The organism is Colwellia meonggei (assembly GCF_057537295.1).
Genome location: NZ_BAAJLZ010000005.1, coordinates 113,882 through 137,185 on the forward strand (window position 1 = coordinate 113,882; position 23,304 = coordinate 137,185).

General features: G+C 37.8%; 12 protein-coding genes. 10 read left to right on the forward strand and 2 right to left on the reverse strand.

Translation table 11 applies throughout. From position 1 onward, the window contains the following. Positions 1-3 precede the first annotated feature (3 nt). The 10 genes from prc to pyrD all read left to right on the forward strand — a co-directional run bounded on the left by prc (position 4) and on the right by pyrD (position 20,203). Entirely contained in the window at positions 4-2,040 is a 2,037-nt protein-coding gene (gene prc, locus AC27E9_RS13395; protein ID WP_487130949.1) for a carboxy terminal-processing peptidase, read from the forward strand. Positions 2,041-2,281: 241 nt separating this feature from the next. Beyond that, positions 2,282-3,733, forward strand: a complete 1,452-nt coding sequence (gene nhaC, locus AC27E9_RS13400) for a Na+/H+ antiporter NhaC (RefSeq protein ID WP_487130951.1) — start codon at positions 2,282-2,284, stop codon at positions 3,731-3,733. Positions 3,734-3,867: 134 nt separating this feature from the next. Next, entirely contained in the window at positions 3,868-6,423 is a 2,556-nt protein-coding gene (pepN, locus tag AC27E9_RS13405; RefSeq protein ID WP_487130953.1) for an aminopeptidase N, read from the forward strand. Between the two features lie 9 nt (positions 6,424-6,432). After that, positions 6,433-6,648, forward strand: a complete 216-nt coding sequence (locus AC27E9_RS13410; RefSeq protein WP_487130955.1) for a DUF2835 domain-containing protein — start codon at positions 6,433-6,435, stop codon at positions 6,646-6,648. A gap of 310 nt (positions 6,649-6,958) precedes the next feature. Then, on the forward strand, positions 6,959-9,004 hold the full coding sequence (locus AC27E9_RS13415) for a DUF1302 domain-containing protein (protein WP_487130957.1): 2,046 nt from the start codon (positions 6,959-6,961) through the stop codon (positions 9,002-9,004). Positions 9,005-9,026: 22 nt separating this feature from the next. Continuing rightward, complete coding sequence (locus tag AC27E9_RS13420) at positions 9,027-10,415, forward strand: DUF1329 domain-containing protein (protein WP_487130959.1); 1,389 nt, start codon at positions 9,027-9,029, stop codon at positions 10,413-10,415. 201 nt (positions 10,416-10,616) lie between these two features. Further along, complete coding sequence (locus AC27E9_RS13425) at positions 10,617-11,639, forward strand: WD40/YVTN/BNR-like repeat-containing protein (RefSeq protein ID WP_487130960.1); 1,023 nt, start codon at positions 10,617-10,619, stop codon at positions 11,637-11,639. Positions 11,640-11,644: 5 nt separating this feature from the next. After that, complete coding sequence (locus AC27E9_RS13430) at positions 11,645-13,987, forward strand: efflux RND transporter permease subunit (RefSeq protein ID WP_487130962.1); 2,343 nt, start codon at positions 11,645-11,647, stop codon at positions 13,985-13,987. A gap of 247 nt (positions 13,988-14,234) precedes the next feature. Beyond that, on the forward strand, positions 14,235-19,076 hold the full coding sequence (locus AC27E9_RS13435) for an NAD-glutamate dehydrogenase (RefSeq protein WP_487130964.1): 4,842 nt from the start codon (positions 14,235-14,237) through the stop codon (positions 19,074-19,076). Between the two features lie 116 nt (positions 19,077-19,192). Beyond that, complete coding sequence (pyrD, locus tag AC27E9_RS13440) at positions 19,193-20,203, forward strand: quinone-dependent dihydroorotate dehydrogenase (RefSeq protein WP_487130966.1); 1,011 nt, start codon at positions 19,193-19,195, stop codon at positions 20,201-20,203. A 142-nt stretch (positions 20,204-20,345) separates the two neighbouring features. On the opposite strand, the gene AC27E9_RS13445 is transcribed toward pyrD, so the two are convergent. Both AC27E9_RS13445 and asnB read right to left on the reverse strand, forming a co-directional pair. After that, the gene (locus AC27E9_RS13445; RefSeq protein WP_487130967.1) at positions 20,346-21,122 is read right to left on the reverse strand and encodes a hypothetical protein; all 777 of its coding nucleotides are present in this window, start codon (positions 21,120-21,122) and stop codon (positions 20,346-20,348) included. Positions 21,123-21,301: 179 nt separating this feature from the next. Further along, positions 21,302-22,966 (reverse strand): asparagine synthase B, encoded by a 1,665-nt coding sequence (asnB, locus tag AC27E9_RS13450; RefSeq protein ID WP_487130969.1) that lies wholly within the window; start codon positions 22,964-22,966, stop codon positions 21,302-21,304. Positions 22,967-23,304: the final 338 nt, after the last annotated feature.

The window sequence follows — 23,304 nt, forward strand, 5'->3', positions numbered from 1 at the left end:
TGCATGCATAAATTTTGTCGTATAGCTATTGCAGTATCATTATCAATTGTTGGTTTATCGGCATTGGCCGAAACTAAGGAAGAGAATAAAGTGCTTCCGATATTAGCTCCAGAGAGCCAACATGCAACTTCCACAAAGCGAATTACGGCACAATTTACCCGTGCACATTACAAGCAAATAAAAATAGATGACTTATTGTCAGAGCAAATCTTTGATCGCTACATCAAGCAACTTGATTATGCTCGCAATGTTTTTCTAGCGTCTGATGTACAAGGCTTTGAACAGTATCGAGATGATTTCGACACTGTTATTGCTCGCGGCAAGTTAGACATCGCCTACCAAATTTATAATCTTAACCTTCAACGCCGCCTTGAGCGTTATAATTTTGCGTTAAGCTTATTGGAAAGCGAAAAGCCATTTAACTTCGAATTAGAAGAATCATATAATTTTGATCGTGAAGATGCCGAACGTCCAACATCAGTTGATGAATTAAATGAATTATGGCGTAAGAAAGTTAAATACGATGCTTTAAACTTAACCCTTGCTGGTAAAGATTGGGAAAAAATCCAAGAAGTTCTAAGTAAACGCTATCGTTATGCTATTAAACGCTTAAAACAAAGTGAAAGTGAAGATGTTTTTCAAGTTGTTATGAATAGCTTTGCTCGTGTTGTTGAGCCACATACTTCATATTTATCACCACGCAATGCTGAACGTTTCCAAATGGAAATGAATCTTTCTCTTGAAGGTATTGGTGCTGTATTGCGTGCCGAGGAAGATTATACCGTTATTCAAAGTGTAGTATCGGGCGGCCCAGCTGATAAATCTAACGAATTAAAGCCTAAAGATCGCATTGTTGGTGTTTCTCAAGACGATAAAGATTTTGTCGACGTCATTGGCTGGCGTCTTGATGATGTTGTTGAATTAATTAAAGGTCCTAAAGGCAGCAAGGTGCGTTTGCAAGTACTTGGTGCAGAATCTGAAGATGATGGCAGCATTAAAGTGGTATCAATTATCCGAGATACCATAAAGTTAGAAGATAGAGCTGCAAAGTCTGAAGTTTATTTTGAAAAAGAAGGCGACGAAAACAGTAAAAAGCTTGGCGTTATTACCATTCCAAGTTTTTACAATAACTTATCGCGTGATGTAAAACTTGAGATTTCGAAGCTTAAAGAAGAAAACGTCGAAGGCATTATTGTTGATTTACGTGGCAATGGTGGTGGTTCGTTAACCGAAGCAACTTTATTAACAGGTTTATTTATTGATAAAGGGCCTGTTGTACAAGTTAGAGACGGCGCTAACCGTGTACAAGTAAACAGTGATAAAGATGGCGTGAGTTTTTACGATGGTCCTTTAACTGTCATGGTTGATCGTTATAGTGCTTCTGCGTCTGAAATATTTTCTGCAGCAATTCAAGATTATGGCCGTGGTGTGATTGTTGGCGAACATACCTTTGGTAAAGGTACAGTGCAGCAACATCGTGGTTTAGGTCGTGTTTACGACTTATACGATAACCCATTTGGCAGCATTCAATTTACGATTGCAAAATTTTACCGTATTAATGGTGGTAGTACCCAGCATCGTGGTGTTTTACCTGATATTAATTTCCCGTCAGCCGTTGAACCTGCTGACTGGGGTGAAAGTCGCGAAGAAAATGCTTTGCCATGGGATCAAATCCCCAAGGCACGCTACAACAAACTTAACGATATTAGCCAAGATTTATCATATTTAAACTCTTTACACAGTTCTCGTGTAGCAGAAAACCAAGAGTTTAATTATTTACTGTCTGATATCGAAGAATATAAAATTGAAAAAGACGATAAAACGATATCGTTGAATTTAGCAACTAGGAAAGCAAAAAGAGAAGCACGTAAAGCTAAGCAATTAGTGCGAGCTAATGAACGTCTTGCTTTAATGGGCAAAGAAAAAGTTGCCAGCTTAGATGACTTACCTGACGAATTAGATGAATTAGATCCGTTTTTAGATGAGACGGCAAAAATAACATTTGATTTAGTCTCTTTAGGTAAGGTTGCAAAAAAATAAATTAATATACGTTAGTTAATCAAGCCACCTCAGGGTGGCTTTTTAATGTGGTTAAGTTAATTAAGGCTGGTTGTTTTAATTAAAATATTTGCATATTTATTCTTGAATAGCCTATTTATAAAGGGCTGTTTAGCAATAAAGTAAAATATAAAACTTGCACTATTTGTCAACAGTCGGCATGTTAACTACCACTAAAATAAAATCACTATAATAAATAAGATAATAAGGTGTAAATTTATCTATGTCTGAACCTCAATCTTTACGACAGCCCTCAATGCTTGACGCATCAATTCCAATTATTGCTCTAATTGCTATGTTAGCGGCGGCAGTTACCTTTTTTGGCGATAACTCATCATATGGACCAAATCAAATAGCCTTACTTGCCAGTATGGGGATTGCTATTATTATTGGTTTAAAAAATGGTGCTACTTGGGTTGAAATAGACAAAGCTATTGTTAAAGGAATTTCGTTATCGCTTAGTGCGATATTAATTTTGCTTTCTGTCGGTGCGCTTATTGGTACATGGTTACTTTCAGGTACTGTACCAACCATGATTTATTATGGTTTAAAAATATTAGACCCTACGTGGTTCTATGCTGCATCATGTGTTATTTGTGGTGTAGTTGCTATGAGCATTGGTAGCTCTTGGACTACTGCAGCCACTATTGGTGTAGCTTTACTCGGTATTGCGCAGGGGTTAGGGCTATCACCAGAAATTACCGCTGGAGCGGTTATTTCTGGTGCCTATTTTGGTGATAAAATATCACCATTATCTGAAACCACTAACTTAGCACCAGCGGTTGCTGGCAGTGAATTATTTGCTCATATACGCTATATGTTATGGACCACAGTACCTTCAATTATTACTGCGTTAATATTATTTATTATTTTAGGTTTAACGGAAACAGCTACCGCTAGTGATAATTCAATTGCGGTTTTAAATGAACAACTTGCCAGCCAATTTGAATTAAGTATTTTTAATTTACTGCCTTTAGTTATTTTATTGGCGTTAGCAATTAAGAAAGTACCCGCATTTCCTGCCGTTTCAATTGGTGCCTTGATGGGCGCATTATGGGCAATTGTTTTTCAGCAAGACTTAATTGCCCGTTTAGCTGCCGATGGTTTAGATTCTATGACAGCTAATGTTACTGTTGTTTGGAGCGCTTTTTACGATGGTGTTGCGGTGGAAACTGGTAATGACGAGCTCAATAAGTTACTAAGTGGTGGCGGCATGGCAAGTATGCTTAATACTATTTGGCTTATTATGTGTGCTTTAAGTTTTGGCGCCGTGTTAGAGCATTTGGGTATGTTACGTAAGTTTGTTAACGTTATTTTAGCCTCGGCAAAATCTACAGGTAGTTTAATTGCAAGCACTGTGGGTACTTGTATCGGTACCAACCTTATCACTGCTGATCAATATATGGCGATTGTTATGCCAGGGCGCATGTATAAAGAAGAGTATAAACGTCGTGGCTTAGACCCAGTTGTTTTAAGTCGAACATTGGAAGATTCTGGTACGATCACTTCGCCGCTAATTCCATGGAACACCTGTGGTGCTTATATGTATGGGGTATTATTAGTTAACCCATTAGACTATATATTTTATTGTTTCTTTAATTTATTAAATCCTGTGTTAGCCGTTATTTATGGTTATATGGGTTTCAAAATTAAAAAATTAGTCACAACAAGCTAAATTTTTAATGACAAAAAGTTAAATTTTTTTCAAAATTAATAATTATTCATAAAGCCTGTTTACAACAGGCTTTTTACTATTTTCTGTTAGAGCAAATTACTAACAAAGATGAACATTTTCATTTAAGGAATTTCATGAGCGATTTTACTCCGCGTTATTTGGCCGATTACCAAGCATCAAACTTCTCTATTGCAACAGTTGATTTAACATTTGAACTTGATGAGCATAAAACTCGGGTTACAAACCGAATGGAAATTTCTAGAAAAGAAATTAATGACGAGCCTTTAGTATTAGACGGTGAACATTTGAAACTGTTAGCTGTTTCTTATAATCAAAAAGAGCTAAATGAAAGTTTATATCAACTTGATGATAATTCATTAACTATCCCTGTTTCCGAGCGTAGCTTCGTTTTGGAAATTGTCACTGAAATAAATCCTGTAGAAAATACTGCTCTTGAAGGATTATTTAAATCTGGTGACGCTTATTGTACCCAGTGTGAAGCAGAAGGGTTTAGACGTATAACCTATTACCTTGACCGACCTGATATTATGGCAACATTTACTACTAAAGTCATTGCTGATAAAAAGCAATTTCCGTATTTATTGTCGAACGGAAATAAAGTAGCAACGGGTGAGTTAGCTAATGGTAACCACTTTGTTCAGTGGCATGACCCATTTCCAAAGCCTGCTTACCTTTTTGCTTTAGTTGCCGGAGATTTCGAGGTATTAACAGATAGTTTTACTACTTCTTCAAATCGAGATGTAGTATTGGAGATATTTGTTGATAAAGGTAATTTAAATAAAGCTCACCATGCTATGGCATCATTAAAGCACTCAATGGACTGGGACGAAAAAACTTTTGGTCTTGAATATGACTTAGATATTTACATGATTGTTGCCGTCGATTTTTTCAACATGGGCGCAATGGAAAACAAAGGCTTAAATGTTTTTAATAGTAAATTTGTTTTAGCTGATGAGAAAAGTGCCACAGACACTGACTATTTCAATGTAGAAGCAGTTATCGCTCACGAGTATTTTCATAACTGGACGGGAAATCGAGTAACGTGCCGTGATTGGTTTCAATTGAGCCTAAAAGAAGGATTAACGGTATTTCGCGACCAACAATTTAGTGCTGATATGCATTCTGCAGCAGTTACTCGCATTCAAAATGTTCGGGTACTTCGTTCAATGCAATTTGCCGAAGATGCAGGGCCTATGGCGCACCCGATTCGACCAGAGAAAGTTGTCGAAATGAATAATTTTTATACATTAACTGTGTATGAGAAGGGTTCTGAAGTTATTCGTATGATCCACACGTTGCTGGGGCCTGAAAAGTTTAGACAAGGGCTCGACTTATACTTCCAACGTTTTGATGGCATGGCGGTAACCTGCGATGATTTTATCAATGCCATGGCAGATGCTTCAGGTGTTGACCTTGAGCAGTTTAAACGTTGGTATGAACAATCTGGTACACCTGAACTAAAAGTAACGGAAAGTTTTGACGCTGTTAGGCAGACTTATAGTGTTTCAATAACGCAAAATAACCAACAATTACCGGCATTGCATATTCCAATTGGCATAGAGGTTATTGATAGCAGGAGTAAGCAAAGCCAACAACAATTGTTGCAATTAACTGAACAAGACCAAACCTGGTCATTTCACGGATATACAGAAAAGCCAGTATTGGCACTATTAACGGGTTTTACTGCTCCAGTAAAAACTGATTTTGTACAGTCGGATGATGATTTAGCAACGGTGTTAAATTTTGCTAACGATGACTTCTGTCGCTGGGATGCGGGGCAAGTACTGCTATCTAATCATATTAAAAATGTCATGGGAGCACCTGAGTTACCATTACCTGAAAACTTAGTACAAGCATTTAAAGAAATATTAATCGCAGATATTTCACCGGCATTTAAAGCTGAACAGTTAACGTTACCGAGTTTTAATGAATTAGCAGACAGTATTGAAGAAGTAGACCCAATTGCTCTACTTGATGCAATTGACAAGGTAAAGAGAGAGTTAGCAAAACAGTTAGAAACGCTGTTTTTACAGCATTATCAAGGAAATATTCAACGTAATTTTGAAAATAGTGGAGAGGCCATTGGCAAGCGGGCTCTGAAAAACATTTGTCTTTCATATTTGAGCTGCTTGACAGAACAACATCCAGTAATAACTGCGCAATATCAAGCAGCCAATAATATGACTGATAGCCTAGCCGCATTAACGTGTGCGGCAAAAACGAATAGTAATGGCTTTACTAAAATGATGGCGGACTTTGAAAAGCAATGGCAGCAAACAACCTTAGTTATGGATAAATGGTTTGCCATTCAAGCGTCAGTGAATGATGTTGCTATTTACGATAACTTGGCAAGTTTAATTAAGCACCCACAATTTTCCTTGAGTAATCCAAATCGTGCTCGTGCGTTAATTGGTGCCTTTACTATGAGCAATCCAAGATTTTTTCACTGTATCAGCGGTCGAGGGTATCAATTCTTAATCGCACAAATTAAATTATTGAATAATATTAACCCGCAGGTTGCATCAAGATTAATAACCCCATTAATTCAATTTTCATCATTAGATAAGGCACGTCAAGGTATGATTAAGGCTCTTTTGATAGAGCTGTCTGAGCAGACAGACCTATCAAAAGATCTAAAAGAAAAACTTGATGCGGCATTAATGAGTTAAACGAAAATTATGAAATATTACTTCTCGCTCAACATGTCGAGCCAAGAGTATTTGCCTTACTATCAAGGGCAAGCGCAAAGCATTGTTGTCAGGTCGAATACAGGTGTTCGCGTAGAATTTCCAGCAATGCATTTGCGTAATTATGTCACTGCAAGTGGCATAAAAGGGCAGTTTTGCTTGCAAACAAAAGATAATAAATTTTTATCACTGCAAAAAATCACTTGATTAGAGTCTTTGCTTTAAACAGTGGTCAGACCATTATTTTTGATTTGTAATAAATTGTAGATGTTATTACGACAGTTAATTTTGTTCACTCTTTGCTGCTTTCTTACCTTTAGAAAAGCTCGTTTTAAACACTTGTTTAAAACGGGCTTTTCTTCTCATCTGATGACTTGATTCAAGTCTTTAAAATAAAGGGCTTTAACTGATGTTTTAGCACTTGCCTCATTGCTGAAATGATGTAATTATTGTTTCATACCATTTACGTGGATTTATAAAAATAAAAAATGCAGAATCGCATCTGGGGAGATAACAAATGAAACAAAACCTTCGCAACGGGTTTTACAAAAAGCCACTAGCTTTGAGTATCGCTGCCGCCATGATGACATTAGCAGGCGCTAGTGCACAGGCCACCAACTTTCAGTTAGGGGATTTCGATATCAGTTTCGATTCAACATTTTCTGCTGGCGCTAGCTGGCGTGTTGAAGACCGCAACTGGAATGACAACGTTGGTAAATCGAATAATGTCAATAATGGTTTTAATTTTAGTCAATATCATCCCATCTTAAATGTTAACCCTAATGCAGCAACTGTTTGGGACGGCGCAGGTAGTTATTCTACCAATGGCGATAACGGTAACTTAAATTTTAATGCTAACGAGACTTTTTCTAAATTAATAAAAGGCTCTCATGAACTGGATGTTCGATACGAAAACTTAGGCTTTTTCGCTCGTGGCATGTATTTTTATGATTTTGAAATGATGGATGAGAATAGAGCTTGGACTAATCCTCATTCTGGTAAAGTAAACGATCCGTGTCGTGATGATGAAGCACGTGATCAGCTATGTCGTGATATTCGTTTACTTGATGCGTTTATTTATGGTGACTTTGATATTGGCGAGATGCCGTTTTCAGTGCGAGTTGGTCAACAAGTCATTAGTTGGGGTGAAAGTACGTTAATTTCTCATGGTATCAGTGAATTAAACCCTGTTGATATTGCGCGTTTAAAGGCACCAGGCTCAGAACTAAAAGAAGCTTTTATTCCTTTCGGTGCCGTTTGGGGCTCATTAGGTATTAGTGAAAACTTTAACGTTGAAATGTTTTATCAATACAGTTGGGAAAAAACAGTATTGCCTGCACCTGGTAGTTATTTCTCAACTAATGATTTTGCTGGCGACGGTGGCCAATTTAACAACGTACAGTTAAATTTTGCTAGTAACCCAGACATGGATTTAGATTCTCTTATTACCGATTTAAACGCGTTAAGAGCTAATATTTTAAATGGTAATGTTGCTATGGCTGATGCCGGTAGTGCATATGTTGGTGGCTTCCCTACGAAATTAACATTGCGTCAAGCTGATGCCGAGAATGAACCTGATGATGGCGGTCAATATGGTATACGCTTATCATGGTTCTTACCTGAGCTAAACGATACAGAAATTAGTTTATACCACATGAATTATCACAGTCGTCGTCCGGTATTTTCTGGTATCACTGCGGATTTTAGTGCAGAAGCATTAGCACATGATGTTGGTATGTTGGTTACTTCTGACATAACCTATGACAACTATACTGACTTAAAGGCTTTTTCTCGAGTTGAACTTGATTATATTGAAGACATTAAGCTTTACGCATTAAGCTTTAATACCGCTATTGGTGAAACATCGGTTGCTGGTGAAGTGAGTTATCGCCAAGATGAACCTTTACAAATTGACGATGTAGAGTTGCTTTTTGCTGCAATGCCTCAGCAGTTAGCGAATGATTTAGGCCGTGATGATCTTGATGGTGTTTCTCAAATGCCAGTTTTCCCTGGTGGTTCACGTGCTAATGGCTTTATTTTATCTGATACATTGCAAGCACAGTTTACCCTTACTAATCTTTGGGGACCTACAGCAGGCGCTAGTCAATTTACAACTTTACTCGAAGTAGGTGGTATCGATATTCGTGATATGCCTGATCAAGATGTATTACGTTTAAATGGCCCAGGTACCGCTAGAAATGGTGGCATTGCTGGTAAAGAAGGTTTAGAAATTGCCTTACAAGACGGTGTGGAAACTAATCCGTTCCCAAGTGCTTTTGCCTGGGGTTACCGTTTTGTAGCTAAATTAGACTATAACGACGTGTTTGCTGGTATTAACGTATCACCAAAAGTTGTTTTCTCGCATGACGTTAATGGTATTACACCAGATCCGTTGTTCTTATTTGTTGAAGATAGAAAATCAATGTCAGTCGGATTCGGCTTTGATTATCAAAGTCGTTGGTCAGCCGATTTAAACTACAACAGCTTTTTCGGCGGTGTAGGAACGACTAACCAAATGGAAGATCGCGATTACGTGTCTTTTAACATTAAGTATTCTATTTAAGGCAAGTTTGAGGATTATTGTCATGAAAAATTTATTAAAAAATTCATTTAAAAAGGCAACGCTAGTATCGCTAGCGGTGACTGTTGCTTTAGCATCTACAACTGCTTCTGCAAAAATTACTTCGCAAGAAGCTGCTAAGCTTAGTAAAGAATTAACACCTTTTGGTGCGGTTCGAGGCGCGAATGCTGATGGCTCAATTCCAGAGTGGACGGGCGGTATAACATCAGCACCTGCTGGGTATAACGTTGGTGATCATCATATTGACCCATTTACTGATGATAAGCCGCTGTATACCATTACGGCTAAAAATTTAGCGCAATATAAAGAGCTACTAACGCCGGGGCAAGTTAAGTTATTTGAAACTTATCCAGATACCTACAAAATGAGTGTATATAAAACTCGACGTTCTGCCTCTTATCCTGAGCACGTTTATCAAGCGACGCTAGATAATGCAACAAGAGCTGAATTAGTTGAAGGTGGTAACGGTATTATTGAAGCGGCGATAGGTGTGCCATTTCCAGTACCAAAAGATGGCTTAGAAGCTATTTGGAATCATATCCTACGTTATCGCGGTGAGAAGATTAAACGTGAAGGTGGTCAAGCAGCCCCTACAGCTTCTGGCGATTATACCTATATGGGTTTTGATGATCAGTTATTGATCCCATACGGTGTAAAGGGTGTGCAAGCGGCAGACTTACAAAAAACTAATATTTTATTTAAGTTTAAGCAAAAGGTGACTGAACCAGCACGTTTAGCAGGTACGGCTTTATTAGTTCATGAAACAATGGACCAAATTAAAACACCTCGTCAGGCATGGACTTATAATACAGGTCAACGTCGAGTTCGTCGTGCGCCAAATGTTGCCTATGATGCACCAGGCACAGCGTCTGATGGCTTAAGAACAACTGATGATTTTGATATGTTTAACGGTGCACCAAACCGTTACACGTGGGAACTTAAAGGTAAGCAAGAATTACTTATTCCATATAACGACTATCGCTTACATAGCGACAATGTTAAATATGACGAAATACTACAACCAGGTCATATTAACCCTGATTTAGTGCGCTATGAAAAGCATCGTGTTTGGGTTGTTGAAGCTAATTTGAAGTCGGATACACGTCATACTTATAAGAAACGTGTGTTTTATATCGATGAAGATAGCTGGCAAGTAGCGGTAACGGATATTTATGACAACCGTGACGAGTTATACCGTGTTGGTGTTGCACATGGCATCAATTACTATGAAGTACCAACACAATGGTCAACGTTAGAAGTATTTCATGATTTACAATCTCGTCGTTATATCGCGATGGGGTTAGATAATGAAGCAAAAATGTATGATTTTTCTGCAGACTTGAAAGACGTTAGCTTTACTTCTTCAGCATTACGCCGTGAGGGCCGAAGATAAATCGTTGTAATTAATAAACGGCTGGCAAATGCTAGCCGTTTTTGTTTCAACGTATTCAAATAATTAAAATTTTCATTCCTATGATTTTTAGCTAAGCTAAAGAATGAATAAGATTTATCGTGTATTGATGTGTATTTTAAAACATAACTTTTCCAAAACATCACTACCTCGCACTGGGGCTAGGCCTCATAGTAAAAACCCATGGAGCTAATATTTCAAATTATGCGTCTTTTCGTTATTTTACTCAGTTTTCTTTTTATTAACGCAACTAGTGCTCAGCAGCTTAATGCAAGGCAAGCGCCATTGGCGAGCCAATCACTTTTACTCGACATTACGCATGTCGCACCATCAAAATTAGTCGCTGTTGGAGAGCGTGGACATATTCTTTTGTCTTCTGATGGCCAGAATTGGCAACAGTCAATAGTTCCCGTTCAGTCTACACTCACCGCAGTATATTTTGTCAATGAAACTCATGGTTGGGCAGTGGGGCATGATGCCACTATTTTAGCCTCAACTGACGGCGGCAGTTCTTGGCAAGTTCAGCAATACTTACCACAAGTTGAAAAGCCACTATTAGATGTGCTTTTTACAGATGAAAATAATGGTATTGCTATTGGTGCCTATGGTTTGTTCTATCGCACCATTGACGGCGGGCAACATTGGACTATTGAATACCACAATGAGTTTTTATATCCAGAAGATCAGGAATATTTAGCAGAATTAAAACTTCAGGATGAAGAAGCCTATTTAGATGAGCAAAGTAGCATTTTACCGCATTTTAATCGTGTGGTAGCTGATGGGCGTACACTTTATCTGGTAGGGGAAATTGGTTTAATCGCAAAAAGTAACGACTTTGGTGTTAGTTGGCAAAAGTTTGATGAGATATATCCTGGCTCTTTTTATGATATTAATCGCACTCAAGAAGGCAATTTAGTGGTTGTTGGTTTGCGAGGACATATATTTCGTAGCTTGAAAAATGGTACCCCTTGGCAAGAAAGCGACAGTAAAGTTACTGCACTTTTAAGTAGTATTGTTCTAACTGACGATCAGCGCATATTTATTTTAGGCAATAATGGCGTTTTACTTGAAAGCCAAGATGACGGTGTAACATTTATTGAGCACCCGCAAAAAGACGGGAAAGCACTCATTAGCGGTGTATGGTTTAACAATAAAATAGTAGCCGTCTCTGATGTCGGTATTAAAACTATTAACGTAACGAAGTAGCACTCATGAAATTGAATTCTTTTATAAATGTTGTTGAAGCAACACTTTTCCGTCGTCGTTTAACGGTGCTGGTCATTTTTGCTCTGACGAGTATTTTTCTATTATTTCAAGCTAGCCAAATTAAGCTTGATGCCGCCTTCACTAAGCATATTCCGCTTAACCATAGCTATATGAAAACTTATTTAAAACATAGAGCCAACTTCGGTGGTGCAAACAATGTTTTAATTTCAGTATGTGATGCTAGCGGAGACATTTTTAACCCTGAGTTTTTTACGGCATTAAAGGGGGTTCATGACAAACTATTCTTTATCCCAGGCGTCGACCGTATTCAAGTTAAGTCATTGTTTTCACCAAGTACACGCTTTGTTGAAATCGTTGAAGATGGCTTTGCTGGTGGTCCTGTTATTCCTGCTGATTTTAAACCCGATGACCGCGGTTTATCGGTTGTTAAAGGTAATATCGAAAAAGCAGGTATAGTCGGTAGCATTGTTGCTGATGATTATAGCTGTTCTATGGTAAAAACTTCGTTAATGGAGATTGACCCTAACACTGGTGAAAAGCTTGATAGTATTGTTCTTGCTGAACAACTAGAAAATGAAATACGCGGCGAATTCGAAACGGGTAATATTTCGGTACATATTATCGGATTTACTAAAATGGTTGGTGATGTAGCGCAAGGAGCTAAAGGGGTAGTTACTTTCTTTGGTGTAGCAATAGCTATTACCACCTTAATGGTTTTTTGGTTTTGTCGTTCAATAGCGTTAACGGTGTTACCTATTACCTGTTCTTTAATTGCTGTGGTTTGGCAGTTAGGTATGTTATCAACCATAGGTTTTGGTTTAGATCCTATGTCAATTCTCGTACCGTTTTTAGTCTTTGCTATTGGTGTGAGTCATGGCGTGCAAATGATAAATTCCGTCTCTAAAATGGTAAATAATGGCAAAACAAGCAAAGAAGCAGCACAATTTAGCTTCCGAGTGCTGCTAGTGCCAGGTGGCATCGCCTTATTGTCAGACACCGTTGGCTTTATGACTTTATTATCTATTGATATCGGTATTATTCGCGAATTAGCAATTACCGCGTCATTAGGTGTCGCGATGATTATTCTCACTAACTTAGTTCTTCTACCTTTGCTAATTTCTTATATTCATGTGCCAAGAACTGAAAAGAAAGTAAGTAAACATAAAAACGTAGATTCTGAACAGGGTGATGGTGTTTGGCACTTTATGTCGGCTTTTGGGACACGCAAGTATGCCTTAATAGTTCTCGTTATTACTGCGGCATTATATGCTGTTGGTTATCAACAAGCTCAAAACATGAAAATAGGTGAGCTTCATGCAGGTGCACCTTCTTTACATGAAACGTCTCGCTATAACCAAGACACATTTTTAATTACCGATAAATATGCCATTAGTGTTGATTATATGTCGGTGATTATTGAAACCAGTGCTGACGCATGTACCTATTATGATCACATGGACGTTATTGATCGCTTCCAGTGGCGTATGGAAAATATTCAAGGTGTGCAATCTGCGGTAAGTTTGGCGTCAATCGCTAAAATTGTTAATTCAGGTTATAACGAAGGTAATCCTAAATGGCGTGCTTTGTCTCGCAATCAGCAAACCTTAGTGCAATCTATTGCAAGAGTGCCATCATCAAGTGGTTTGCTAAACAGTGATTGTAGTGTAATGCCCGTTATTCTGTTTTTAGAAGATCATAAAGCAGAAACCATTAATCGCGTTGTTGATGCCGCTAAACTGGTAGCTAGCGAGTTAGAAAATGACAATTTATCGTTTAAACTTGCTTCTGGCCCGGTCGGCGTTATGGCAGCAACAAATGAAGCGGTAGAAGCGGCACAAATACCTATGATGTTATATGTCTACGGTGCGGTAATCTTACTTTGTTTATTAAGCTTTAGAAGCTTACGAGCAACCATTGCTGTCGTTGTGCCGTTATACGTTGTTTCTACATTGGCGCAATGGCTAATGACCGAGCTAAATATTGGCCTAACCGTATCTACTTTACCTGTAATTGCTTTAGGGGTTGGTATTGGGGTTGATTATGGTATTTACATCTTATCGACCATGAGCGTAAAACTGAGAAATGGCGCTAGTGTACAAAGTGCTTATTTTGATGCCTTAAAAGAACGAGGAAGCGCAGTTCTAATTACTGGCGTTACTTTAGCGATTGGTGTTTCAACCTGGTTTTTCTCAGATTTAAAATTCCAAGTTGATATGGGCATATTATTAACTTTTATGTTTTTAGTGAATATGATTGCCGCTGTACTGGTACTACCTGCTATCGCCGCATTTCTCTGGCCTGAGCGAAAAAAAGACACTAAAAATTAAAAAATATTTTATGCATAAATAAACAAGAAAATGACCGAAAGGTCATTTTCTATTTATAACTAATGAATAAACACTTAATTGTAATCAAACTAGTTACATAAAAGCACAATTTTTAAAGTAATATATCTAAAATAGTACTCGCAATCGCTTAAGTTTATTAATAAAATCGCCTCAATAGTCTAATCTAATTAAAAAGACTAAAAATACAGCAATTATTTCAAGCGTTTTATCCAAAAAGGAAAAAGGCATGGCGTTAGTAGACGGTTTACCTTCAGTGATACTTTCGAACGTAGCACAGTTAATACAACAAAAAGTTCCAGCGGCAACAGCTCCTCTTGTTAATCAATTTGCAGAGTTGCTTTACAACAATATTTCAACCTTAGATTTAGACCATAGAAACGACAGTGATATGTATGGTGCAACCTTAAGTCTTTGGAATGCATTGAACGATCATCAAGACGATAAACCTGTGATTAAAGTGTTTAATCCTCAGGTTTCAAAAAATGGCTGGAAATCAAGCCACACCATTATTGAAATTATTGTTCGAGATATGCCTTTTCTCGTAGATTCTGTGCGAATTGCTTTAAGTCGTTTAAACCTAACACCGCACTTAATGTTAAATTCGCCAATTAAAATTATTCGCGATAAAAATAAAAACATTAGTCAGCTTTCTTCAGCAGTGGATCAAACATTTAAATCTACCTCAGTAGAAACGGTATTCTTTATCGAGATCGATCGTCAAAACGATGCGGCTGTGCTAGAAAATATTGCTAAAGAGTTGCATTCAGTGGTTAGTGATATTGCCGTGACTGTTAATGACTGGAAGCCAATGCAAACACGTTTACGCGATGTTATTAATGAAGTTAAAAAGGGTAAATTTCCTTGCTCGAAAGCTGAACATAAAGAAAGTATTGATTTTCTTGAATGGATTTTAGCTGATAACTTTACCTTACTTGGCTATCGTTCATACAATGTTAAAACTTTAAAAGGTGATATGGCGTTATCAGCTGATGTTAAGTCAAGCTTAGGTTTGATGAATCAGTACGATGGTACCAAAGAGCGTTTAATTTCAGGCTTGAGTGAATCAGCACGTGAAATTGCTTTAGGTGATAACTTACTAATATTAACTAAAACTAACGCTAAATCTCGTGTTCATCGTCCAGCACACTTAGATTATATCGGCATTAAGCGCTTTGATGATAAAGGCAATGTCATTGGTGAAGAAAGGTTTGTTGGTTTATTTGGCTCAGCGTATTACACCAATAGTGCCTTAGACCTACCATTGATCAAATCTAAAGTTGCTGGTGTGTGTAATGACTCAGGCTACGCAAAAGGTACTCACGCATACAAAGCGTTGATCAACATCCTAGAAACTTACCCTCGTGATGAAATTTTACAAAGCTCTCCAGCAGAGTTATTGCAAAATGTGATGGGCATTTTCCAAATGCAAGAGCGAGATTATTCTGGCTTATTTATGCGCCGTGATGCATTTGACCGTTTTTATTCTTGTATGGTTTACGTACCTCGTGAGCGCTATAACACCGCGCTACGTATTAATACGCAAAAATTATTACAAGAAGCCTTGGGTAGCACAGAAGAGGTTGAGTTTACCACTTTCTTCTCTGAGTCTGCGCAAGCAAGAACACACTACATCGTAAGAGTTAACTCGACCAAAGCAGATATTAATGTGAAAGAAATTGAAAAGAATCTTAATCATGCCGCACGTAGCTGGGATGATAATTTAGCTGCAGCCTTAAACTCACACAAAGGTGAAGCACAAGGGAAAGCGTTAAGCCGTAAATACGCAAGCTTCCCACAAGCTTATAAAGACGAAGTACTTCCTGGTACTGCCATTGTTGATATTGAAAAACTAGAATCTTTATCTGCTGACAACAAGTTAGAAATGTTGTTTTATCAACCACAAGAAGAAGACGCCAATAGCCGTTTTGTAAAATTAAAACTATTTCACTCAGGCGAACCATTACATTTATCTGATGTATTACCTATGTTGGAAAACTTCGGTTTACGTGTTATTGGTGAAAGCCCATATGCGGTAAGAACCGAAAGCGGTGAAGTATGTTGGATTTTAGACTTCTCAATGTTACTTACTGGCAAAGGTAAATTTAACTTAGAAGTTGTACAGAGTTTATTCCAAGACGCATTTGCGAAAGTGTGGTCAGGACAACTTGAAGATGACGGGTTTAACCGCTTGATTTTAGGTGCTGAGCTTGGTGGTCGTGAAGTTTCAATTTTACGTGCTTATGCAAAATATGAGCGTCAAATAGGCGGTACATTTAGTCAAAGTTATATTGAAGATACGTTTGCACGTTACCCAAGCATTGCTGAGTTATTAATTAGTTTATTTAACTTACGTTTCTCGCCAGCGAAGAAGCTTAATCAAAAAGCAATCGATAAAGTATTAGCGAATATTGAATCATCGTTAGATAACGTTGCTAACCTTGATGACGACCGTATTATTCGTCGTTTTGTTGAAATGATTAATGCCACAATTCGTACAAACTATTTCCAACCTCACGAAGTTACTGGCGAAAAATCATATATCTCTTTTAAAATCTTACCTTCACAAATTTCTGACGTACCACTTCCGGTACCTGCATTTGAAATTTTTGTTTATTCTCCTCAGGTTGAAGGGGTGCATTTACGTGGTGGTAAAGTTGCTCGCGGTGGTTTACGTTGGTCTGATCGTCGAGAAGATTTTAGAACCGAAGTACTTGGCTTAGTTAAAGCGCAGCAAGTTAAGAACACGGTTATTGTACCTGTTGGTGCAAAAGGTGGTTTTGTTTGTAAACAGCTGCCAAGTGGTGATAGAAATGCTATTTTTGAAGCCGGTAAAGAATGTTACCGCACCTTCATTCGTGGCTTGTTAGATATTACCGATAATATTGTTGCCGGTGAAATTGTTCCACCAGCAAATGTTGTTCGCCATGATGAAGACGATGCTTATTTAGTTGTTGCCGCCGATAAAGGTACTGCAACATTTTCTGACGTAGCTAATGCTATCTCTGAAGAATATAACTTCTGGATGGGTGATGCATTCGCATCAGGTGGTAGTGTTGGATACGACCATAAAGCGATGGGCATCACAGCAAAAGGTGCTTGGGAGTCGGTTAAACGTCATTTCCGTGAAATGGATATTGACTGTCAGACTACAGATTTTACCTGTATTGCTATTGGTGACATGGCAGGGGATGTATTTGGTAACGGTATGTTGTTATCTAAACATATCCGTTTACAAGCTGCATTTAACCATATGCATATCTTTATTGACCCGAATCCAGATGCTGCTAGTTCTTATGTTGAGCGTGAGCGTTTATTTAACTTACCTGGTTGTACTTGGGAAGACTATAATAAAGAACTTATTTCTGAAGGCGGAGCGATATTTAGCCGCCATGCGAAATCAATCAAGTTAACGCCGCAAATTAAGAAAATGATCGGTACGCAAAAGCAAAGTATGTCACCGACAGATTTGATGCAGGCAATTTTGAAGATGCAGGTAGATTTACTGTGGAACGGTGGTATTGGTACTTACGTTAAAGGCAGCAAAGAAAGTCATTTAGAAGTAGGTGACAGAGCTAACGACGCCTTACGTATTAATGGCTCAGAGCTAAATGCGAAAATTGTTGGTGAAGGTGGTAACTTAGGTTTAACTCAGTTAGGCCGTATCGAATTTGGTGCTAAAGGTGGCCGAATTAATACTGACGCGGTTGATAATGCTGGTGGTGTTGATTGTTCAGATAACGAAGTTAACATTAAAATCTTACTAAATGGTTTAGTACAAAGTGGTGATTTGACGGTTAAGCAACGTAATAAAATTCTTTATGATATGACTGATGAAGTTGGTGATATTGTTATTGAAGATTGTTACCGTCAAACACACTCATTATCTATTACTGAATTACGTGGTGGTAGCCAGTTAAAAGAGCAAGCACGTTTCATTCATGAAATTGAACGCGCTGGTAAACTTGATCGTGGATTAGAGTTTATCCCAAGTGATGAAGAAATTGCCGAACGTTTAGCATTAAGCAAAGGTTTAACTCGTCCAGAGTTATCGGTATTACTTGCTTACAGCAAAATGATCTTAAAAGAAGAGCTAGTTTGTCCAGAAATAACTGATAATGAATATCATCAAAGTTTACTGATTGAAGCATTCCCTAAACAATTACAGGAAAAGTACAGCGAGCAAATGCAAGAGCATCCGCTGCGTGCCGAAATTATTGCAACTAAATTAGCAAATAATATTGGTAACGATATGGGCTTTAATTTCGTTAACCGAATGAAAGAAGAAACGGGTGCAACAACAGCAGAAATCGCAAACTGCTATTCTATGGCTAGTGCGGTATTTGAATTATCTGACGTTTGGTCACAAATTAGTGATTTAGACAATAAACTCTCTACGTCAATTCAAACCGAAATGTTATTTCAGTTACGTCGTACTGTACGTCGTGCTACTCGTTGGTTCTTACGTCATCGTAATAAGTCACTTAATATTGCTGAGTCAATTGAGTTCTATCATGCAACGTTTGCAGCCTTGTCGAGCAAAATCACTACCTTTATGGTTGATGATGAAGCAGCACAATTAAAGCGTGTTGAAAATGACTTAGTTAAAGCAGGTGTGCCAAAAGAGTTAGCATTAAGAATTTCACTATTGAGTACATTATTCTCAGCAATGGACTTAGCGGAAATTTCTCAGTCTGATGAACGTTCAATCGATTTAGTGACCGATCTTTACTTTAAGTTAGGTGCAAGGTTAGAACTACATTGGTTCTTGGATCAAATTACTTCTCAACCGGTTTCGAACCATTGGCAAGCATTAGCAAGGGCTTCATTCCGTGAAGAGCTTGATTGGCAGCAACGCTCACTTACTTCTGTAATATTAAGTGGTAGTAAGAGCTCAACAGATGTTGACGAAATGTTAGAAGCTTGGTTTGAAGCAAGTGCTCAACCATTAGAGCGCTGGCAGCATATTCTTGCTGAGTTCAGAATGGGTAAAACCCATGAGTTCGCTAAATTCTCGGTGGCATTGCGAGAGCTAATGTTGCTAAGTTTACACTGCGACACGGTCAAATAAGTGTTAAGATCCCCGCCATTGAGTGGGGATTTTTTTGTCTCCAAAATTTATTTGCAGATCACGCTATAAGTGCGAAATCTGCGCGTAAAATATTTAAATGTTGTTAAAGAGGTATTATGTTTTACTCAGCTATTCGTAAAGTGTTTTTCAAATTTGATCCGGAAGCTATTCATGAAATGACGATCAAAGGCTTTAAAGCCACCGGAGCAACACCACTAAATTTACTATACAAGCAGAGCGTACCTAATAAGCCAGTAGAAGTAATGGGAATCACTTTTCCTAATCCGGTAGGTTTAGCTGCTGGGCTTGATAAAAATGGTGAAGGCATTAAAGCGTTTGAAGCTATGGGCTTTGGTTTTGTTGAAATTGGTACAGTAACGCCGCGTCCGCAGCCAGGTAACGACAAACCACGTATCTTTAGGTTACCTGAGGCAAATGCCATAATTAACAGAATGGGCTTTAATAACAAAGGCGTTGATTATTTAGTTGATCAAGTTATTAAGGCAAAATTTAGCGGTGTATTGGGCATTAATATCGGTAAAAATAAAGATACGCCTGATGAAAACGCAAAAGACGATTATATTCACTGCATGCGTAAAGTTTATGATTATGCTACTTATATTACTGTAAATATTTCATCACCAAATACGCCTGGATTACGCTCTTTACAATATGGTGAAGCATTAAATGAATTATTATCGGCATTAAAAGCTGAACAACAATCTTTAGCAGAGCAGTACGGAAAGTATGTGCCAGTAGCCGTTAAAATTGCACCAGATTTAACAGAGGAAGAAGTTGAGTCTATTGCTGAGTGTTTAATTGCGAATAATATTGATGGTGTTATTGCCACGAACACCACCTTAGCACGAGATAAAGTTAGTCATCTACAACATGGTAATGAGCAGGGCGGTTTAAGTGGCGCGCCAGTGAAAGAACAAAGTACCAAGGTGATCCAATTGTTGGCAAAAGCACTTGATAATAAATTACCTATTATTGGTGTTGGTGGTATTGCTTCAGGTGCTGATGCACAGGAGAAAATAGCTGCTGGCGCTAAATTAGTGCAAGTTTATACTGGTTTTATTTATCAAGGCCCAGAGTTGGTAAAAGACATTGTAAAATCTTTGTAAGTTATTGAAGAGTGTAAAAGATTGGTTATTTAACAACGTAACAAATATTGAGTTTTAATAAGAGAACGGTGTTAATGTAATATGAACACCGTTTTTTATTGGGGGATTATTTTTGTTTTGCTAAACTAAGCCAAACTAAATTCTAGGGCTTTATAGCCGTTGTTGTACTACTAGTAAGTTTTGCTTCAATGCGCTCTAGGCGTTCAACTAGTAATTGTAATGAGGTATCAAACTCATTAATACTAGTTGCTGTTACCATTTGTTGTTTGTCACGTGTCTTTGCATTGGTGTCTAAGGCATTAAATTGTGAACTTAGCTTACTGATTTGATCTTTTACGGTATTCGCCGCGACAATTTGCTCTGATACTGCGTCAATTGAAAATTCTGTGGCGGTAATTTTGTCGCTTAGTTCTTTAATTGAAGAATTTTGCGTATTCATCGCGCTAGTATTTTTTCCTTGCTGCGAGGCGAGTTTTATACTCTTTGAGTTTAGCTCTTTAATCTCTTTTTGATTTCGTCGCCAAGCAGACGCCCAAAGCTTATCCATTTCGGTAAGTAGTAGTTCGGTTTTTTCACTAATAGCTTCAAGTTTAACCTTTAACGCTATAGTTGACTCACCCATTTCTTCGCCAGTGGCCGAAAGTTGGTTTTCAAGTTGCTGTATTCTGTTAACGCTACTATTTAATGCAGAGGTTAGTGCAATTTGTTGTTGGTAAAAATACCAGCCACTACCAACTATTGCGATATAAGGTATTAATATCAATATTGATTTAGTGATAGATGAAGGTGGTTTTTCTACAGCTTTACTGACAACTTTCTGTTTAGTTGCGATGTTATTTTCTATACTACCACGTGATGATTTTACCTGATCATGATCTAAGGTAATTGTTGGAATTTCAGGTTCTACACGATTTGACAAAAGAATGTCCTACTAACAATAAAAGATAAAAATACAATGTTAGCAACTGTATAATATTTAGAAAATTTTGTACAAAAAAACCGACAAAATTAGTCGGTTTTATTAAGGTTTTCACATCTATATCATTTTAGTCGTATTTATTCTTGAATAAATACGACTAGATTCAGACTAGTTTATGGTTAATAACTGTCATTATGGATGCTTTGTACTGCTCGACCTGAAGGGTCAGCATTATTTTGAAAACTTTCATCCCAGGCAAGAGCTTCCTGTGTACTACAAGCCACTGACTTGCCACCGATAACGCAATCCGCTGCCGAGTTAACAGGGAACTTTTCTTCAAAAATGCAACGATAAAAATAGGCTTCTTTGCTATCTGGTGTATTAACTGGAAATCTAAAGCTTGCACTTTCAAGTTGTTGATCAGTTACTTGCGCTTCAACATAGCTTTTTAAACCATCTATCCATGAATAACCGACACCATCTGAGAACTGCTCTTTTTGACGCCAAAGAATTTCTTTTGGCAAGTATCCCTCAAACGATTCACGTAAAATGGCTTTTTCCATTTTGCCATTGCCACACATTTTATCTTCAGGATTTATACGCATAGCAACATCCATAAAGCCTTTATCTAGAAAGGGCACACGTGCCTCTATTCCCCAAGCAGACATAGATTTATTGGCACGTAAGCAATCAAACTTATGCAAACGATCTAGCTTACGTAGTAACTCTTCATGAAATTCCTGCGCATTAGGGGCTTTATGAAAATACAAATAACCACCAAAAATTTCGTCGGCCCCTTCACCAGAAAGTACCATTTTTATACCCATGGCTTTAATCTTTCGCGCCATCAAATACATAGGTGTAGACGCACGAATTGTCGTTACATCGTAAGTCTCTAAGTGATAAATAACTTCACGTAATGCATCAATGCCTTCTTGCTCAGTAAAAACAACACTGTGATGAATGGTTCCTATACTGTCAGCAACGGTTTGTGCGGCAAGTAAATCAGGTGAGCCTGCTAAACCACAAGCAAAAGAATGTACTTTAGGCCACCAAGCTTCAGATAAGTCATTTTCTTCTATGCGCCTAGAGGCGTATTTTTGTGTAATAGCGGAGATTAAAGAAGAATCTAGGCCACCAGAAAGTAACACGCCGTACGGAACATCTGTCATTAAATGGCTTTTCACAGAATCTTCTAACGCTTCACGCAGCTTTTCTTTACTGGTGTTGTTATCTTTTATTGCTGAGTACTTCTGCCAGTTACGGTTGTAGTATTTCTTAATTTTACCGTCTCTGCTATCAAGCACATGGCCAGGAGGGAATTCCTCAACGGTTTTACAAATTGGCATTAATGCTTTCATTTCCGAGGCAACATAAAAGTTTCCATCAACATCATAACCAGTGTACAGAGGGATAATACCCATATGATCACGAGCAACTAGGTAGCTGTTATCCTCAACATTGTATAAGCAAAACGCAAACATACCTTGAAGTTTATCAACAAAGTCGCTGCCGTATTTTTCATACATAGGAATAATCACTTCGCAATCTGATGCGGTTTGAAAACTATAATCAGGAGTATGCTGACTTGCTAAAGCTTTATGATTATAGATTTCACCATTAACGGCAAGCACAAGTGATTTATCACTGTTATATAGTGGTTGAGCACCATGCTCAGTATCAACTATTGCTAAACGTTCATGAACTAAAATTGCGTTATCGTTATTAAAAATACCTGACCAATCAGGACCACGATGACGAAGTAAACGAGAAAACTCTAATGCTTTTGGACGCAGTGCATCTGCACCTGCTTTAATATCTAATATACAAAAAATCGAACACATTGAAGTGCTACCCCTTTATATTTAAAAATGACAAATTGTGAGAATGATAATAAATAAAAACTTAGTATCATTGCGTTTGTTTTTTAAAATTTATATTAGTCTCTTAAACAGAAAGATTAAAAAACAATGCCTAGACACTTTGACAGCATTTAATAAAAAATCAATAGTATTTTTACTCTAATTTTACAAAACGGTTATAAAGAGATGAATGCCATGCTAAGTGAAGTGAGCTTTTTGTGGTAGAAGGGAAATTATGACTTTGCGTTATTCACTACTGGTTTTAATATTTTGCATACATTACTATGGCGATAGATTATGAATCTTAAAGTTTTAAACGG

Coding starts and splice junctions, on each gene's coding strand:
- prc (WP_487130949.1), top strand. CDS start 4: ATGCATAAATTTTGTCGTATAGCTATTGCAGTATCATTATCAATTGTT.
- nhaC (WP_487130951.1), top strand. CDS start 2,282: ATGTCTGAACCTCAATCTTTACGACAGCCCTCAATGCTTGACGCATCA.
- pepN (WP_487130953.1), top strand. CDS start 3,868: ATGAGCGATTTTACTCCGCGTTATTTGGCCGATTACCAAGCATCAAAC.
- AC27E9_RS13410 (WP_487130955.1), top strand. CDS start 6,433: ATGAAATATTACTTCTCGCTCAACATGTCGAGCCAAGAGTATTTGCCT.
- AC27E9_RS13415 (WP_487130957.1), top strand. CDS start 6,959: ATGAAACAAAACCTTCGCAACGGGTTTTACAAAAAGCCACTAGCTTTG.
- AC27E9_RS13420 (WP_487130959.1), top strand. CDS start 9,027: ATGAAAAATTTATTAAAAAATTCATTTAAAAAGGCAACGCTAGTATCG.
- AC27E9_RS13425 (WP_487130960.1), top strand. CDS start 10,617: ATGGAGCTAATATTTCAAATTATGCGTCTTTTCGTTATTTTACTCAGT.
- AC27E9_RS13430 (WP_487130962.1), top strand. CDS start 11,645: ATGAAATTGAATTCTTTTATAAATGTTGTTGAAGCAACACTTTTCCGT.
- AC27E9_RS13435 (WP_487130964.1), top strand. CDS start 14,235: ATGGCGTTAGTAGACGGTTTACCTTCAGTGATACTTTCGAACGTAGCA.
- pyrD (WP_487130966.1), top strand. CDS start 19,193: ATGTTTTACTCAGCTATTCGTAAAGTGTTTTTCAAATTTGATCCGGAA.
- asnB (WP_487130969.1), bottom strand. CDS start 22,966: ATGTGTTCGATTTTTTGTATATTAGATATTAAAGCAGGTGCAGATGCA.